This window comes from Pseudomonas yamanorum, from assembly GCF_900105735.1.
GTDB classification, from domain to species: Bacteria; Pseudomonadota; Gammaproteobacteria; order Pseudomonadales; family Pseudomonadaceae; genus Aquipseudomonas; species Aquipseudomonas yamanorum.
Window position 1 is genome coordinate 5,655,018 of sequence record NZ_LT629793.1, and the last position, 17,021, is coordinate 5,672,038.

Annotated in this window: 16 protein-coding genes; 9 read left to right on the plus strand and 7 right to left on the minus strand. The window is 61.8% G+C overall.

What is annotated here, in order from left to right:
- Positions 1–92: 92 nt before the first annotated feature.
- Positions 93–680, plus strand: coding sequence for a biliverdin-producing heme oxygenase (locus tag BLU46_RS26690; protein ID WP_093207823.1), 588 nt, complete (start codon positions 93–95; stop codon positions 678–680).
- Positions 677–2,872, plus strand: coding sequence for an ATP-binding protein (locus BLU46_RS26695; protein ID WP_093207826.1), 2,196 nt, complete (start codon positions 677–679; stop codon positions 2,870–2,872). The genes BLU46_RS26690 and BLU46_RS26695 overlap by 4 nt, the downstream gene beginning before the upstream one ends.
- Here BLU46_RS26695 and BLU46_RS26700 read toward each other — a convergent pair.
- Complete coding sequence (locus tag BLU46_RS26700) at positions 2,850–3,758, minus strand: alpha/beta fold hydrolase (protein ID WP_093207829.1); 909 nt, start codon at positions 3,756–3,758, stop codon at positions 2,850–2,852. The two genes, BLU46_RS26695 and BLU46_RS26700, sit on opposite strands and share 23 nt — an antisense overlap.
- Before the next feature lie 113 nt (positions 3,759–3,871).
- On the opposite strand from BLU46_RS26700, the gene BLU46_RS33395 reads away from it, so the two are divergent.
- A complete protein-coding gene (locus tag BLU46_RS33395) occupies positions 3,872–4,006 on the plus strand; it encodes a hypothetical protein (RefSeq protein WP_257626732.1) in 135 nt (44 codons plus the stop codon).
- Positions 4,007–4,085: 79 nt separating this feature from the next.
- Here BLU46_RS33395 and BLU46_RS26710 read toward each other — a convergent pair whose 3' ends face one another.
- The 3 genes from BLU46_RS26710 to BLU46_RS26720 all read right to left on the minus strand — a co-directional run bounded on the left by BLU46_RS26710 (position 4,086) and on the right by BLU46_RS26720 (position 7,365).
- On the minus strand, positions 4,086–4,547 hold the full coding sequence (locus tag BLU46_RS26710; RefSeq protein ID WP_093207832.1) for a cysteine hydrolase family protein: 462 nt from the start codon (positions 4,545–4,547) through the stop codon (positions 4,086–4,088).
- Between the two features lie 198 nt (positions 4,548–4,745).
- Positions 4,746–6,572 (minus strand): glycoside hydrolase family 15 protein, encoded by a 1,827-nt coding sequence (locus tag BLU46_RS26715; RefSeq protein ID WP_093207835.1) that lies wholly within the window; start codon positions 6,570–6,572, stop codon positions 4,746–4,748.
- The gene (locus BLU46_RS26720) at positions 6,565–7,365 is read right to left on the minus strand and encodes an SDR family oxidoreductase (protein ID WP_093207840.1); all 801 of its coding nucleotides are present in this window, start codon (positions 7,363–7,365) and stop codon (positions 6,565–6,567) included. Before BLU46_RS26720 ends, BLU46_RS26715 begins: the two co-directional genes overlap by 8 nt.
- Before the next feature lie 161 nt (positions 7,366–7,526).
- Here BLU46_RS26720 and BLU46_RS26725 point away from each other — a divergent pair, with 161 nt between their 5' ends.
- The 5 genes from BLU46_RS26725 to BLU46_RS26745 all read left to right on the plus strand — a co-directional run bounded on the left by BLU46_RS26725 (position 7,527) and on the right by BLU46_RS26745 (position 13,758).
- Positions 7,527–8,270, plus strand: coding sequence for an AraC family transcriptional regulator (locus BLU46_RS26725; protein ID WP_063028491.1), 744 nt, complete (start codon positions 7,527–7,529; stop codon positions 8,268–8,270).
- A 114-nt stretch (positions 8,271–8,384) separates the two neighbouring features.
- A complete protein-coding gene (locus BLU46_RS26730) occupies positions 8,385–9,833 on the plus strand; it encodes an efflux transporter outer membrane subunit (protein ID WP_093207845.1) in 1,449 nt (482 codons plus the stop codon).
- Entirely contained in the window at positions 9,830–10,960 is a 1,131-nt protein-coding gene (locus BLU46_RS26735; protein ID WP_093207848.1) for an HlyD family secretion protein, read from the plus strand. Before BLU46_RS26730 ends, BLU46_RS26735 begins: the two co-directional genes overlap by 4 nt.
- Positions 10,950–12,461 (plus strand): MDR family MFS transporter, encoded by a 1,512-nt coding sequence (locus BLU46_RS26740; protein WP_093207851.1) that lies wholly within the window; start codon positions 10,950–10,952, stop codon positions 12,459–12,461. The genes BLU46_RS26735 and BLU46_RS26740 overlap by 11 nt, the downstream gene beginning before the upstream one ends.
- Positions 12,462–12,816: 355 nt before the next feature.
- Entirely contained in the window at positions 12,817–13,758 is a 942-nt protein-coding gene (locus BLU46_RS26745; protein WP_093200084.1) for an IS110 family RNA-guided transposase, read from the plus strand.
- A gap of 636 nt (positions 13,759–14,394) precedes the next feature.
- On the opposite strand, the gene BLU46_RS26760 is transcribed toward BLU46_RS26745, so the two are convergent.
- Positions 14,395–14,979: a TetR/AcrR family transcriptional regulator gene (locus tag BLU46_RS26760; protein ID WP_093207854.1), complete on the minus strand. Its 585-nt coding sequence runs from the start codon at positions 14,977–14,979 to the stop codon at positions 14,395–14,397.
- Between the two features lie 134 nt (positions 14,980–15,113).
- Between BLU46_RS26760 and BLU46_RS26765 the strand changes: the two genes are divergently transcribed.
- On the plus strand, positions 15,114–16,286 hold the full coding sequence (locus BLU46_RS26765) for an MFS transporter (RefSeq protein ID WP_093207858.1): 1,173 nt from the start codon (positions 15,114–15,116) through the stop codon (positions 16,284–16,286).
- Here BLU46_RS26765 and BLU46_RS26770 read toward each other — a convergent pair whose 3' ends face one another.
- Positions 16,287–16,643 (minus strand): type II toxin-antitoxin system HicB family antitoxin, encoded by a 357-nt coding sequence (locus tag BLU46_RS26770; RefSeq protein ID WP_093207861.1) that lies wholly within the window; start codon positions 16,641–16,643, stop codon positions 16,287–16,289. It lies immediately after the preceding gene.
- A complete protein-coding gene (locus BLU46_RS26775) occupies positions 16,640–16,927 on the minus strand; it encodes a type II toxin-antitoxin system HicA family toxin (RefSeq protein ID WP_093207864.1) in 288 nt (95 codons plus the stop codon). Before BLU46_RS26775 ends, BLU46_RS26770 begins: the two co-directional genes overlap by 4 nt.
- Between the last annotated feature and the right edge of the window lie 94 nt (positions 16,928–17,021).

Here is a 17,021-nt window from a genome sequence, read left to right on the forward strand (position 1 = left end):
AAGGTGCTATGTTACCCACAGTCCATTGCGCAGTGTCTTGATCCCAGGCCTCTACGTCGCGGTTTTGAACCTTCCCGGCGTGCGCACAGCTCATGAATTCACTACCTCCTGTCCTTGTCGAACTACGCGCGGCGACCGCTGCGCTGCACCGACGCCTCGATACCCGTCTGCCGTTTTCCCGCATGGACCTGGCGCTGTACCGCGAGCTGATGAGCGCCTATTACGGCTTCTATCAGCCGCTGGAGCGAGCCCTGGCGCCGTGGGGTGAAATCATCCCTGACCTGGAATGGGGGCGGCGTAGCAAAACCCCGTACTTGCAGGCTGATTTGCGGGCGCTGGGCCTGGAAAACTCGCAAATCGACGCCTTGCCGTTGTGCTCCGAACTGCCCGCCATCACCAACGTGGCCCAGGCCTTGGGCGCCCTCTACGTGCTGGAAGGCGCAACCCTCGGTGGCCAGGTGTTGCGCAACCTGATCGAGATCAAGATTGGTGTCGGCTCCATCAATGGCGGGGCGTTCATGAATGTGTACGGAGCACAAACCAGCGCACTGTGGCAGCGCTTTCTTGATTGCCTGTACCCGCTGCAATCCCCGGCCGAACGCCTGGAAGCGGTGGAGGTTGCCGAGTCGACCTTCCTCTGTTTCGAGCAGTGGCTGGATCATTGCGGAGTGCTGCGATGAGCACGGTCGATACGCTGATAGACGACTGCGCCAACGAACCCATCCACATTCCCGGATCGATCCAGCCCCACGGCTTGTTGTTGACGCTGAGCGAACCGGCGCTTGAGGTACTGCAAGCCAGCAGCAACCTGACCGTCGCTTTGGGCCTGGGCGCGGAAAGTGCGTCGGGCCAGGCGCTGGCCAGTGTGCTGGGTAGCAAGGCCGCAGCGCAGGTGAGCCGTGCCCTGGCGGACCTGGACGCCGATGAAGAGGAGGTGCATCAACTGACGCTTGATGGGTACGCCTACGACATCCTTCTGCATCGTCATCAGGGGCTGCTGTTTCTCGAGCTGGAGCGGACCATGGCCCTTGAGCACCGCGCCGTGGGGCAACTCGCCCGCACGCTGCGCCGCTTGCAGTCAGCCAAGACGCTGGAAAGTTTGTACCAGACCTGCGTCACCGAGATTCGCAGCCTCACCGGGTATGACCGGGTCACCTTGTACCGCTTCGAGCAGGAAGGCCATGGCAAGGTCATCGGTGAGGCCCTCAGCGAGGGCATGCAGCCGTACCTGGGATTATGTTTCCCAGCTTCGGACATCCCGCCCCAGGCTCGTGAGTTGTACCGGCTGAACTGGATCCGCGTGATTCCCGACGCCGAGTACCAGCCGGTGCCGATCCTGCCGGCCCTGCGCCCCGACAACGGCCAGCCCCTGGACCTCAGCTTCGCCGTATTGCGCAGCGTGTCGCCGGTGCACTGTCACTATCTGAAAAACATGTGCGTGCGTTCCTCCATGAGCATTTCGCTGCTCAAGGACGACCAGCTCTGGGGCCTGATCACTTGTGGTCACCGTGAGCCGTTGCGTGTGCCCCATGAACTGCGAACGGCGTGCACCAGCATCGGCCAGTTGTTGTCGATGCAGATCACGTTGCTCCAGGAGCAGCAGGAGCGCCGCCAACAACGCGACAAGGCCGCCATGGTCGAAGAGTTGGTCGCGGCCATGACGGCCGTTCAGTGCGATGTGATGGAAAGCCTGCTGCCGTACGCGCAAACGTTGCTGAACCTGGCGGCGGCCGGTGGCCTGGCGATATTGGTGGAAGAGCGTCTGCATGTGTTCGGCGTTTGCCCCAAACGTGCTGAAATCCACGCCTTGTACCAGTGGGTGCGCGGGCAGGGCAAAGGCGTGGTGCACAGTCATCAACTGTCTGTGGATTTCCCGCCGGCGGCGGCCTATCAGGCCCACGCCAGCGGCCTGTTGGCGTTCTGTCTGCCCAAGCCGGTGGACAACGCAATGATGTGGTTTCGCCCGGAGGTCAAGTCCACGGTGGAGTGGAGCGGCCAGCCGGTCAAACATCAAGAACCGGGCAGCACGACCTTGAGTCCGCGCCTGTCGTTTGACCTATGGAAGCAGCAGGTCGATGGCAAGGCCCTGTACTGGTCGCTCTCGGAATTGCTGGCGGTGGAGAGCCTGCGGCGCAATGCCCTGGAGCATGACCTCGCGCGCCAGGTGCAGCGTGAACATGAAGCCGTACGGGCGCGTGATGAACTGGTGGCAGTGGTCTCCCATGACTTGCGCAGCCCGCTGACGATCCTGCTGATGCAATGCGGCATGATGCGCAGCCTGGTGCCCGCTGACGGCAGCAAGGCCAATCGTCGCCTCGCCACCGCGATTGAAACCATGCAAAACGCGACGTCCCGCATGAACACCCTGCTGGAAGACCTGATGGATATCTCGCGTATCGAGGCCGGGCGCTACAGCGTTTCGCTGCAATCGCTCGATGTGGCCGCGACTCAGGAACAGATCTGCTCGATGTGGCAGCCGCTGGCGGCAGCCAAGGGTGTCGACCTGACCTGGAGCGCCGCGCCCGGGCTGTGTGTGCAGGCCGACCCTGAGCGACTGTTCCAGGTGTTTTCCAACCTGCTGGGCAACGCCCTGAAATTCACTCCGGTGGGCGGTGTGATCGAGGTGATTGCCGAGGCCGCGGGCGATGAGGTGCTGTTCCGGGTGTGCGACAACGGCGTCGGCATCGACCCGGCGCAGTTGCCGTATATCTTCGAACGCTACTGGACCTCCCGCGTGGGCAACCCCACCGGCAGCGGCCTGGGGTTGTACATTTCCCACGGCATCATCGAGGCCCACGGCGGCACCTTGTGGGCTGAAAGCGTGCTGGGGCAGGGCAGCGTGTTCAGCTTCAGGATCTCGGCCGGGGGCTGAGGCTCAGCAATTCGAAGATCGCCTCAAGGGTCGCTTGGGGCGCTTCCTGGGGAATATTGTGGCCCACACCGGCCAACACTTCGCGCCGATAAAACCCGCTGAAATTTTCCAGGTCGTCATCTTCAACCGGGGCCGGACCTACGCCGTCATCGGCGCCGCACAACGAGATGCTCGGCACCGAAATCGGCGGTGGCTGCACCAGCGCCTGCTCGATGCTTTCCAGGGCCGGATCACCCGGCGCGTACATGAAGCGGTGACGGTAAGAGTGGACCACCACCTCGACAAAATCCGGGTTATCAAACGAAGGTGCCGTCTTGCCATACAGGCTTGGCCCCTCGGCCCACGACGGCGACCAGAGCGCCCACAGCAACTGGCAGAACTCACGCCGGTTGGCGGTCATTCCGTCGACACCACGTTGGGTATGAAGGTAAAACTGATACCACAGCCGATGCTCCGTTTCCGGCGCCCGAGGCTTGATCGACGCAGCAATGTCTTGGATGTTGTAGCCATCGCCCGTCACCAGGCCTCGCACCCGTTCAGGCCATAGCGCCGCAACGATACACGCCGCGCGTCCGCCCCAGTCATAGCCCACCAGCGTGGCTTTATCGATGGAGAGGGCATCCATGAAATCCAGCAAATCCTTGGCCAGCGCCGCTTGTTGACCGGAGCGCATCACCTGATCGTTGATAAAACGCGTCGGGCCATAACCCCGTAGGTACGGCACCAGCACCCGGCAGCCACGTGCGGCGACCACCGGAGCGATCTCGTCATAACCGCGAGGGTCGTAGGGAAAACCGTGCAGCAGAATCACCACCTCGCCGCCTTCCGGGCCATGGGCTTCGTAGGCGATATCGAGCATGGGCGTGCGGATTTGGAGGGTGGGCATGGAGGCTCCAAGAGGGGAGGGAAAGTGTTGGAACTGTAGACCAAACCGGTTACGGAGTGTGGTTCGAAAGGCTGCAATTGCTTGACTTGTCTAGACCGGCCTGGCGCAAGCCGATGCAATTACCCCAAGGGTCGCGCATCTGGCACATCCACTCGCCGCCCTCGACTTCCATTGGCCCGCGATACAACGTGGCGCCTAACGTGACTGATGTTTCCGTCGGCGACCAGGTCGGCAGTGACGCCGAGTAATGCGTGGGCAGAGCGCCGATCAATACGCGCCTTGTGGTAACGGTGATGTTTGCCAAATGACCTGTGGCGAGGGGCTGACTTAAATCTCTGCGTGGGTGATGACGTGTTTGAAGTGATGCCGCCACAAATCCGCGCCCAGTTTCCCCGAGCGATCCAGCGATGAACCCACAGTCAAATCGCTGATCAGCGTTGGCTGCAAGCCCGCGTCGAACAACGCAAACCCGGCCGCGAGTACGCAGGTATCAGTCTGGATGCCACACACCAGCACTCGATCCGGCGCGAGGCTTTTGAGGTGGCTGATGGTCTCGGGCGTGGGCGCGTAGCCGTGTTTGATGAAGATATGGTCGGCGGCGATCAGGCTGTTGTCGTCGGGCGCCGGCTGCCAGCCAAGTTGGCGGGCGAACGGGGTGATGCTTTCGTCGTGGCGCTCTACGGTGGCCACTGAGGGCATGCGGGCCAGCAGGGCGTTGATGCCGTCCACCAGCCAGTCCGGCGGGTTGAAAGAGGGTTGTACGTCGATGATCAGCAGAACCTGGTGCATTGGAATCCTGGCAGGGATCGAGGGACCACGCATTGTGCACCGGGTACACCTCGTCTCCAAGACTGGCGCGGTCCATGTGGGAGCTGGCTTGCCTGCGATGGCGGTGGATCAGCTCATACATCAATGACTGAAACACCGCTATCGCAGGCAAGCCAGCTCCCACAGGGTTACTCATTTGTCTTCAGATTTTGCTCAGCCTCAAGGCTGCCACACCGTCTTCACCCCACTCAACTTCCGGTCCAGGAACGTTGCCGCGCTGATCAGCGCCAAATGGCTCAACGCCTGTGGCGTATTCCCCAAATGCCGTGCCTGGTTATCAAACTCTTCGGCATACAACCCCAGCGGGTTGGCATAGCGCAGCAACTGTTCAAACTCCAGATGCGCCTTCTCCACTTCCCCGGCCCGGGCCAGGCATTCCACGTACCAGAACGAGCACGCCGCGAACGCGCCTTCGGTGCCTTGCAAGCCGTCAATCTGGCTGTCGTCGTTGCGGTAGCGATAAACCATCCCATCGCGCACCAGGCTTTTCTGGATCGCTTCCAGCGTTGATAACCAGCGCGGGTCCGTCGCCGCGACGAAGCGTACCAGTGGCATCAACAGCATTGAGCCGTCCAGTGCCGTGCTGCCGATATGCTGCACAAAGTGGCCGCGTTCTTCGTTCCAGAAGTTGCTCCAGATATCCGCATAAATCGCCTGGCGGGTCTGGTCCCAACGGGCAAACGGCGCCGGCAGCGAGCGCTTGGACGCCAGGCGAATCGCCCGGTCCAGGGCCACCCAGCACATCAGCCTTGAGTGCAGGAAGTGATGCTGCTCGCCGCGCATTTCCCAGATACCGACGTCTTTGTGGTTCCAGGTTTCGCAGACCTGGTCGGCCACTTCCACCGTGTGTTTCCAGCCCTCGTGGGAGATGGCTTCGCCGTATTTGTTGACCAGGTATACGGCGTCCATCAGCTCACCGTAGATGTCCAGTTGCACCTGGTCGTAGGCCTCGTTACCGATGCGTACCGGTTGCGCGCCGCCGTGGCCGCTGAGGTGGCTCAGCTCGGTTTCCGGCAATTCCTGGCGGCCGTCGATGCCGTACAGGATGTTGATTTTCATCGGCTGATCGCAGCAGTCACCCACCCGGCCTTTCAACCAGCGCATGTAGCCGTTGGCTTCTTCGATAAACCCCAGGCGCATAAAGGCGTAGACGGTAAACGAGGCGTCGCGGATCCAGGTGTAGCGGTAGTCCCAGTTGCGCTCGCCGCCGGGTGTTTCCGGCAGGCCGAAGGTGGCGGCGGCGAGGATTGCACCGTGTTTGCGCGAGGTCAAAAGCTTCAAGGCCAGGGCCGAGCGATTGACCATCTCGCGCCAGCGCCCACGGTAGTTGGACTGGGCGATCCAGCCGCGCCAGAACTTCAGGGTGCGCTCCAGGCACAGGTCGGTGCAGTCGTTTTTGACCCGTACATCGTCCAGGCCGCCGAGGACAAATTCGGCGCCTTCTTCCTGGCCCAGGTCAAAGCTTGCCACGGCGGCATCACCTTCCAGCTGCATGGCGTGGCTGCCAGCCAGGCGCAGGCCGGGTTGGTCTGCGGCCTCGAACAACACGTCGCCGTCATCTTGAGTCGCCCGGGTCTGGGCGCGGGCGTAGTCATGGCGCACCGCGCAGCGCATATGGATGTGCGCCTTGCCGCTGACCACCCGTACCCGACGAATCAGGATGGGGAGGTCGTCGACTTCCTCACTAATCGTCAGGAAGTCGGTGATTTCCACCACCGCCTCATTGCTCAACCAGCGGGTTTGCAACACGTTGGTGTCCGGCAGGTAGATTTGCTCGCGCCGGGCGTCGGGCAGGTCCGGGGTGAGCTGAAAGATGCCGGCGGCGGGGGAGTCCAGCAACGAGCAAAAGATCGAAGGGCTGTCGAACTCCGGCCAGCAGAAAAAATCGATGCTGCCCTTATCGTTCACCAGCGCCGCGCTGCGCATGTCGCCGATGATGCCGTGGGCATCAATGGCACTTTGTGGTTCGTTTTTCAGATCAACCATTGCCACGAAACTCCGGATAAAGGCTCATGCCGCCATCAATAAACAGGGTGCTGCCCACCACGTAGTCAGAGGCATCACTGGCCAGCCACACCACCGCATTGGCGACATCTTCGACGTCACCCACGCGGCCATAGGGAATCAATTTGAGTAGCTCCACCTCGGCCGTGCCTTCGGTGGCGGCGCGGTTGATGGCCGTGCGGATCGCCCCCGGCGCAACGCCGTTGATGCGGATGCGCTGCTGGCTGACTTCCTGAGCCAAGGTGCGCATCAGCATTTCCACACCGCCCTTGGACGCGGCGTAATTCACGTGGCCGGCCCAGGGAATCACCTGATGCACCGAACTCATGTGGATGATTTTCCCGGCGGCCCGGGACACCCCTTCGCGGATGCCCTGGCGATTGAAGATGCGCAAGGCGGCGCGGGCGCAGAGGAACTGGCCGGTGAGGTTGACGCCGATCACGGCGTTCCAGTCGTCGAGGGTCATGTCGACGGCAGCGGCGTCTTTCTGCATGCCCGAGTTGGCCACCAGAATGTCCAGGTGCCCAAACGCCTCAAGGGTTTGCGCAAACAGGCGCTCGACATCCGCCTCTTTCGACACGTCGGCGCCAATCGCAATCGCCCGGCCACCGTTGGCATTGATCTGCGCCGCCAGTGCTTCAGCCGGCGCGGCCTGGGCGTTGTAGTTCAGCACCACGGCAGCTCCAGCCTCCGCCAGAGCCTTGGCGGCCCCCGCGCCAATTCCGGAACTGGCACCGGTTACCAGCGCCACCTGTTGATCCAATGAAATGCGCATCGCCCACCCAACCTTTTTCAGAGTGCCCAATTAGCTGACTGACAGGGTGGGCCACAAGTTCACCGGCTGTCTGGAATGCGACGATGGCTGTCTATATCTATCGTTTATGCCACAGGACTTTTCGCTAGAATCAACGCCTGATTGATGCGAGACCTGATCCGATGAACCGCCAACCCCGCCCCTGGCTTGAAGCCTATGCCGACAATTACCGCAACGACGACGTGGTGCACCCCCATTGCCATGCCCAGGCGCAGCTGATCCATGGCGTGTCCGGGGTGATGGTGGTGAGCACCGCCCAGGGCAGTTGGCTGGTGCCGTCCGGGCATGCGCTGTGGGTGCCGGCCGGAACCCCGCACGAAATCCGCATGGCCGGCGAAGTGCATATGCGCACGCTGTTCCTGTTGCCCGAGGCCGAGCCGGGGCTGGGGCGCACCTGCCAGGTGATCGAAGTGTCGGCGTTGCTGCGGGAGCTGATCGTCGCCGCCACGCAGATTGCCGGGCACCACAGCCCGCGTCTGCAGGCCATGATCGAGTTGATCCGCATGGAACTGCTCGCCGCGCCGGTGGTGGCGATGCACGTGCCGGTGCCCGGCGAAGTACGCCTAGCCAGGCTGTGCACGCATTTCATCCGCAACCCCTCTGACGACAGCAGCCTGGAATCCTGGGCCGACAGCCTGAACATGAGCGCCCGTACCCTGAGCCGAGTGTTCCAGCGGGAGTTGGGCATGAGTTTCGGTGAATGGCGCAAGCGCGCGCGGTTGGCCTTGAGCTTGAAACTGCTGGCCCAGGGCGTGTCGATTTTAGAGGTGGCGCTGGAGCATGGTTACCAGAGCCCGAGTGCGTTCAGTGCGATGTTTCGCAAGTCGTTGGGGTATCCGCCGAGTCATTTCCGGCCGGGGGCTTAGTGTTGCGTCGAGTAACGCTATTGTCCGTTTAGCGACGATACATGGCCCTGACGCGGGCGAATCGGACAGGCCACCTGCCTAATCTGCAAGGCTCCTTCTTGAGCGAGCCTTGTGATGCACAGCCCATCTTTTCATCCATGGATGCCCATCGCCCTGTTGAGTGTGCTGACCGGGTGCAGTGGCGTGTCCGGCCAGCCGTCGACCGTCACGGCGCAGCCCGCGCCGAGGCTATCCGTCGAGTCGGCGGAGGCGTTGCCCGCCCGCTGGTGGCAGCTGTACCGCGACCCGCAACTGGACGCCCTGATGGCGCGGGCCTTGCGCCAGAATAAAGACCTTGAAGCCGCTGCCGCCCATGTCGACGCGTTGCTGGCGCGGCTGGAGCAGGTGGACGGCGAGCGCCTGCCGTCCACCTCTCTGGACTATGGCCTGGCCTACGGTCGCAGCCGGGATGACCAGACCCTGGCCCAGGCCACCAACGGTCATGCCGGTGCCGAATGGAGCCACACGCCTGAGTTTTCCCTGAGCTACACCCTCGACCTGTGGGGCGAGGTGCGTTATCGCATTGCCGCCGCACGGGCCGATGCCCAGGTGGCGCGGGCGCTGGAAGACGAGTTGCGGGTGACGGTGGCCGCGCAGACGGCCCGCGCGTATGCCCAGGTCTGTGTTTATGGATTGCAGGAGCAGGTGCAGGTGCACTCGGTGCAGTTGCTGGAGCAGAGCGTCGCGGTCACGCAAAAGCTGCAGAAGGCTGGCGCGGCGACGGACCTGGACCTGACTCGCTTGCAAGGCCTGCTGGAAGAAACCCGTGCACCGCTGCCGATGTTCAAGGCCCGGCGCAGCAGCGCATTGTATGAGTTGGCCGTGCTCAGCGGGTTGCCGCCCGAGCAGGTCACACCGCGCAGCTGTGCCAACAGCCCGCAGTTGCAGGCCGCGTTGCCGGTGGGCGAGGGCTGGTCACTGGTGCAGCGGCGGCCGGATATTCGCCGTGCCGAGGGGCAACTGCGCTCGGCGACCTTGACGGTGGGCCTGTCGCGGGCCGAGCTTTACCCGCGAATTACCTTTGGCGCGATGCTCGGTTCATCCGCCAGCAGCCTGGGCAAACTCGGTGACCGCTACGCGACGGTGTATTCCGTCGGGCCGCTGGTGTCCTGGCGCTTTCCCAATCGGCAGATCGCCCAGGCGCGGGTCAAGCAGAGCCAGGCCGAAGCACGCCAGGCCCTGGCGCAGTTTGACGGCACGGTGCTCAACGCGTTGAAGCAGGTCGAGCAGGCCATGGCCTTGTACCAGGGCGAACAGCAGCGGCGCGAGGCCCTGGCCACCGCGCTGGACAACAACCGCCGCGCCTTCGACCTGGCCTCCCGTGGCTACCACGCCGGCGCGCTGGACGCCCTGCAACTGCTGGACAGCGAGCGCAGCCTGGTGGGCCTTGAGGCCCGCGTGGCCGAGTCCGACCTGCGCCTGATCAATCGCCAGATCGACCTGTTCCAGGCCCTCGGTGGCGGCTGGCAGCGTGACGATCCAACCGCCCCCTTATCTGTCGCTGTCAATGGAGCCAAGCCATGAACCAGGCTGTTGAACCGATTCGCCTGACCGTTATGCAACGCCATCGTCGCGCCCTGGTGACCACGGCTTCCCTCGCTACGTTGCTGGGGCTGGCAGCCTTTGCCGGGTATTGGTGGCAGTGGGGGCGTTTTCTGGAAGAAACCGATGATGCCTATGTACGCGCTGATTGGGTCGCCATCAGCCCACGGATCGCCGGGTATGTGGCCCAGGTGCTGGTGGAAGACAACCAGCCGGTCAAGGCCGGCGATGTGCTGGTGCGTATCGACGACCGGGATTTCACCGAGCGCCTGAACAGCGCCCAGGCGCAGTTGCAGCAGGAACAGGCGGCCGCGACGGCGCAACAGGCCTCGCTGCAAACCCTCGATGCGCAAATGGGTGAGCAGCAGCAACGCATTGCCCAGGCAAAGGCGGCGTTGAGCAGTGGCGAGGCCGAGGCCCGGCGCGCGGGACTCGATTATCAGCGTTATCGTGAGTTGGTCGCACAACAGGTGGCCAGCGCCCAGCACCTCGAAACCGTCAGTGCCAGCCAGGCCAAAGCCCAGGCGGCCCTGGCACAAGCCCGCGCCCAAGTTGCGCGGCAGCAGGCGCAGTTGCAGGTGTTGCAGGCGCGCCGGCAACAGGCGCAGGCGCAAATCGTCGAGCATCAGGCACGCATCGGCGAGGCCCAGGCCAATCTCGCCCTGGCCGGTAATGCGTTGAAGGACACCGAGATTCGCGCGCCTTTCGACGGCGTGGTGGGCCAGCGCAAGGTTCGTCGCCAGCAATACGTGATGCCCGGCCTGCCATTGTTGGCGTTGGTGCCGGTGGAGCAGGCCTATGTGATTGCCAATTACAAGGAAACCCAGCTGCAGCACATGGCGCCGGGGCAGTCAGTGGAGATCGCGGTGGACAGCTTTGCCGGCGCGCAGTGGCACGGCAAAGTGGAAAGCATCGCCCCTGGCTCCGGTGCCGTGTTCGTCTTGCTGCCGCCGGACAACGCCACCGGCAACTTCACCAAAATCGTCCAGCGGTTTCCGGTGAAAATCCGCCTGGAGCCTGGCGAATCGCGGGTTCTGCCGGGCATGTCGGTCATCGCCACGGTCGACACTCGTCCTGCCGCGAGCCAGGAGCATGTCCATGGAGGCTGAAGGGCGTGTGCCGTTTCGCGCCTGGGTTGCGGTGATCGGCGGGCTGTTCGGCTGCTTCATGGCCGGGATGAACGTGCACGTCACCAGCGCCGCGCTGCCGGAAATCGAAGGCGCATTGGGCGCGACCTTTGAGGAGGGCTCGTGGATTTCCACGGCTTACCTGGTGGCGGAAATCATCATGATTCCCCTCACGGCGTGGCTGGTGCAGGTGTTTTCCCTGCGCCGGGTGATGCTGTGGGGCTCGGGGGTATTCCTGGTGGCGTCGGTGGCGTGTTCGCTGTCGCCCAACCTGCAAGTGATGATCCTGATCCGGGTGGTGCAGGGCGCGGCCGGCGCGGTGCTGATTCCGTTGTCATTCCAGTTGATCATCACTGAGCTGCCGGCCAGCAAGATCCCGCTGGGCATGGCCTTGTTCAGCCTGGCCAACAGCGTGGCCCAGGCCGCCGGGCCGTCGATTGGCGGCTGGCTGACCGACGCGTATTCCTGGCGCTGGATCTTCTACCTGCAACTGTTCCCGGGGATTGCTTTGTTGGCGGCGGTGGCATGGTCCATCGACCGCCAGCCGATGAAGCTGGGCCTGTTGCGCCAGGGCGACTGGCTGGGCATCGGCTGCATGGTGCTGGGCCTGGGCGCGTTGCAGATCGTGCTGGAGGAGGGCGGGCGCAAGGACTGGTTCGGCTCGCCCTTTATCGTGTGGATGACGCTGCTGGCAGTGATTGGCTTGATCGGGTTTGTGGCGCGTCAGTTGTGGGGCAAGCATGCCTTTATCAACCTGCGGCTGTTGGGGCACTACAACTTTGGCGTGGCCAGCGTGGCGATGTTTATCTTCGGCGCCAGCACTTATGGACTGGTGTTTCTGGTGCCCAATTACCTGTCGCAATTGCAGCACTACAACGCCAGTGAAATTGGCGTGAGCTTGATTGCGTATGGGCTGGTGCAACTGATCATGGCGCCGTTCCTGCCGCGGTTGATGAAGTGGGTGAGTGCAAAAATGCTGGTGGCTTCAGGGTTCGCGATCATGGCCTTGGGCTGCTGGATGGGTGCACACCTGTCGGCGGACAGCGCCAGCAATGTGATCGTGCCGTCGATCGTGGTGCGGGGCATGGGCCAGCCGTTGATCATGGTGGCGTTGTCGGTGCTGGCCGTGCATGGGCTGGCCAAGGCGCAGGCGGGGTCGGCGTCGGCGGTGTTCTCGATGTTGCGCAATCTGGGGGGCGCCGTTGGAACAGCGTTGCTGGCGCAGTTGGTGGTGGTGCGTGAGCGGGTGCATTCGGCGCGCATCGGTGAGTCGGTGACGCTGTTTGACTCGGCCCTGCAACAGCAACTTCCCGGTCACGGGGTGCTGCAGGAGCAGTTGCCGGAGCATCAGGTGGTGCTGAGTCTGCTGGACCAGAGTGTGCGCCATCAGGCGTTTTTGATGGCCTACAGTGATGCGTTCTTTCTGGCCTGTGTGGCGTTGGCGGCCTGTGCGGTGGCGGCGTTGATGTTGCGGCGTACCTAGGGCCGATGTTGTGGTTGACTCAAGTGAGTGCAATGTTTCGGGTTTGTTTTTATGGTTTGGGGGGGCTGAGTACATATCCGTTATTTGGGTAATGGCTGATATGGGTTCCGCTCTTACAGCGGCTCACTTTTGAAGAGCGCAAAAGTAAGCAAAACGCTCTTGCCCCACCACTCGGCACCTCGCCTAGGCTCGGTGTGCCCTTGTAAGATTATTTTCACCTGCTTCAGACCGTGGTGCCCTCAGATTTCAAGATCGTGAGTGAGCATGGGTCGAAGCAGGTTCTTTTCTAAACTAGTCCGAACGGTTGCCTGGGCGTAAAGCCCGATTCTGCAAGGTTGGACGTGAGGAAAACGCCATGGACCATGACTCTGCGTTCGTCGGAATTGATGTTTCCAAAAACAAGCTCGACTCATTCGTCAGCACTACTGGCCAAGTCGAGCAGTTTTTCAATACTCCAGAAGATATCCAGCGTTTAGCTAAGCATCTCAAGGCTCAGATGCCCGCTTTAGTGGTGCTGGAAGCAACTGGCGGATATGAGCGGCTTGCCGCTGCCGAGCTTTGCGCTGCTGGATTACCAGTCGTTGTTGTCAATCCCCGTCAGGTCCGTGATTTCGCTAAGGCTACCGGACGGCTGGCTAAAACCGACGCTCTGGATGCCCAGGTGATTGCGGAGTTTGCTCAGGCGGTCAAACCCGAAATTCGGGAGATGCCAGATGAACACGCTCGTGAACTGGCAGATCTACTGACTAGACGCCGTCAGCTTATCGATATGATCGTGGCGGAGGAGTCTCGACTGAAACAGGCGGTATTCAAGGCGCTTCGACGGGATATCAAGGCACATATCGTCTGGCTTCAAAAGCGTCTTAAAAGTACAGACGATGACTTGCACGAAGCGATCAAAGCTTCGCCGGCCTGGAAGGCCAATTATGATTTGCTGCGCGAGGTCTCAGGTGTTGGCAATGTGCTCGCACTTTCGCTGCTGGCGATGGTTCCTGAGCTAGGCAAAGTGAATCGCAAACAAGTGGCTGCATTGGTTGGTGTGGCCCCTTTTAACTGCGATAGCGGCCTGTACAAAGGACGTAGACGGATATGGGGTGGTCGAGCTGAGGTGCGAAGTGTGCTTTACATGGCTGTCTTGTCCTCGAAGAGCCATAACCCGGTGATCGAGAGGTTCTACAACCGTCTGCTTGCTGCAGGGAAGACGAAGAAAGTGGCGCTGGTTGCATGCATGAGAAAGCTGCTGACGATCCTGAATGCGATGGTCCGAGATCAAAAACATTTCGCTGAAATGGCTTGAGATTCGACACGGTTGCTCACTCCGGCTTTGGACCGTGGGCCGCCGTCATGGGCCATCCCTGGCCCAGGACGGCTAACCCGGCGTCCTGCCGGGTTACCCACGCTCCAAAGCCTGCGTTCGGCCAGCGTGGTTTAACGGGGCGCCTAAGATCAAAATCAAGATCAAAAGCCAGAGCACAGCGGCCTACCGGCCGGCTTGAGTGTTGAAGAGCAAAAGCCAAATCAAAATCTAAAGCGGGCACGGTCAAAATGTGGGAGCTGGCTTGCCTGCGATGGCATCAACTGGGTGTACCTGATGTACTGAGTTGTCTGCATCGCAGGCAAGCCAGCTCCCACAGAAAAGCAGCTTTGCTTTCGCTCTGGCTTTTGATCTGGCTTTTAACACTCAAGCCGGCCGGTAGGCCGCTGTGCTTTTGCTTTTGATCTGACTGCCCCATTCAGCCCGATGCCGGAGTGAGGGAACACCGAGCCTAGGCGAGGTGCCGACAGGCGGGGCAGAGCCCTTTGCTTACTTTGGGCTGGGCCGGCATTCGGGCTTTTCCAAAGTGAGCTGCTGTAAGAGCGGAACCATAGGTGGCCGTTACCTGAATAACGGATATGCCCCCCATCTGATCCTGACAACTCCCCCCGCACTTGTTCAGCGAACGGCTTTGGGCTTCAAACCTCGCAGCAACAACTCCAGCCCTTGCAAGGCTTCTTCCAGCCGCGCACCCGAGTCTCCATCCTGGGCGATCCACAACGATGCGCTCACCAAGCTGCCATTGATCAGCCTCGCCAACGCCTGGCTGCACGCCTGCTCGATGAGGCCCGCTTGCATCAGGTCATCGAGCAGCTGGCGCAGCGAGTCCACGCATTGCTGCTGGTCGGTTGCGCCCAACACCGCCGGTGCATCTTGCAGCACAATGCGCTGGATCTCGGGATCCTGAGCCATACGCAAATAGGCCCGGCAGCGTTCGCAAAACCCTTCCCAAGGGTGATCGGCCTGTTCCGAAATACGCTGCAGGCTCGCGTCCATTTCACCGTCCAGCTGCGCAACCACCGCCGCCAGCAAGCCTTTCTTGTCGCCAAAATGATGGTACAACGCTCCCCGGGTCAGACCGGCGCGGGCGGTGAAATCATCCATCGACGTTTGGGCGTAGCCTTGCGTGGCGAAGGCGTGACGGGCGCTGGCGATCAGGCGGGCGCGGGTGTCTTCGATCATGTCGGCACGGGCTCGGCTCATGGGTAAGGCTCACAATAGACGATTGACATACGGCGCGTATGTTGCGCATGATTTTTCACATACGCACCGTATGTATTTTGCCCCGAATACCTCGAATAGCAAATTTCAGGGCGCTCAGGAAGAGGTTACACACCATGGCAAACCCCTACGCCGAGCTATTCCAGGCGCCAGGTTCCAGGGCTTTTGTATTGGCGGGGATGCTCGCCCGCATGCCGATCTCCATGACCGGGATCGGCTTGATCACTATGCTGCCGCAAGTGCACGGCGGTTATGGATTGGCAGGTGCGGTGACGGCCACCTTCGCCCTGGCCACCGCGTTTTGTGCGCCTCAGGTCTCGCGGCTGGTGGACCGTTATGGCCAGGGCCGGGTGTTGCCGGTGGCGGCTTCCATCGGCGGCGGTGCGTTGTTGCTGCTGTTGCTCTGCACCCGCTTGCAGGCGCCGACGTGGACGCTGTTCATCTTCGCTGCCCTGGCCGGTTGTATGCCCAACATGTCGGCCATGGTGCGGGCGCGCTGGACCGAGCTGTATCGCGGCCAGCCCAAGTTGCAAACCGCGTTTGCCCTGGAGTCGGTGCTCGACGAGGTGGTGTTCATTATCGGCCCGCCGGTGTCGGTGGGCTTGTGCGTGCTGTTGTTCCCCGAAGCCGGGCCGTTGATTGCCGCGCTGTTTTTGGCAGTGGGCGTGACCGCCTTTGTGCTGCAACGCCAGACCGAACCACCGGTGCATGAACACCACGACGAACAGGGCCGTTGGCTGATTGCCTCGCCCTCGGTGTTGATCCTGATGGTGTTGTTGATGGCCATGGGGGTCATCGTTGGGGTGGTGGATGTGGTCAGCGTCGCCTTCGCCCAGCATCAAGGCCAGCCAGCCGCCGCGAGCATTGTGCTGTCGGTGTACGCCATTGGTTCGTGCCTGGCCGGGCTGGCGTTTGGTGCACTCAAGTTGAAAGCCCCGTTGCCGCGCCAGTTCCTGTACTGCGGCGTGGCCACGGCGATCACGACGTTGCCGTTGCTGCTGGTGACGAACATTCCCGGGTTGGCGGCGGCGATCTTCATCTCTGGGCTGTTCTTCGCCCCGACATTGATCGTGTCCATGGCGTTGGTGGAGCAAATCGTCCCGCCGAGCCGCCTGACCGAAGGCATGACCTGGCTGATCACCGGCCTGAGCATCGGCGTGGCCATTGGCGCCGCCAGTTCCGGCTGGATGATCGACAACTTCGGCGCCCCCAGCGGGTTCTGGGTGGCGCTGGCGGCGGGGGCGGTGGTGCTGGGGGCGGCGGTGTTGGGATATCGGCGGTTGGGGTGATTACCCTGTCACCAGTGCGCCGCGATGTTGCAGGAATTCGTTCAGCGCCTGCCGCGTGAGATCGTTCAACGTGACTTTTTGCCGGGTCGCCGCGAGGGCGGCGGCCAAATGGAGGTCATGGCCGACACGGACGTTGAACGAACCCTTGCAGGGCTTTTCCGGTGTTTGCCCAAGGGCCTGGCAGGTCTCGATGTAGTCGTCCACGGCGGTGCAAAAGGCGGCTTCCAGTTCAGCGACGGTTTTGCCCTCGTAGCTGACCAGGGCCTTGATGAAAAGCAGCTTTCCGAACAGGCAGTTGTCTTCGATGCTGGCTTCGATGGAGCCGATGTAGCCTTTGTGTTTCAGCTGGTTGTTCACTGAATCAGTTCTCCTGATTTCAATTGTTCGATGATTTGGCGCCGAATGTAGTGTTTCAGTTCGTTGCCGGGGTGAGGCTTGTGCAGGGTGATCATTGCACTGGGGTCGCCTATGTCGAACCTGACCCGGCTACCTGCCCCTTCGATTTGCGTGTAACCCAGTCGCCGCAGCAGCGTTACCAGTTCGGGCCAGGTAAAGGCCGATTGTTCATTGAGCAGTTTGGCCAGCAGCTTTTCATTTTTTTCGACACGGCGATCCTTGCCTGTAACTAAATGTAGTTGCAATTGATGGATTGAGTCAATGATAGGACAGCCTCGCCGAGCCGCTCGGTGTTTGATGTAACCCTTGATGACACCGTTGCCTGCGCCCCAAATCCCC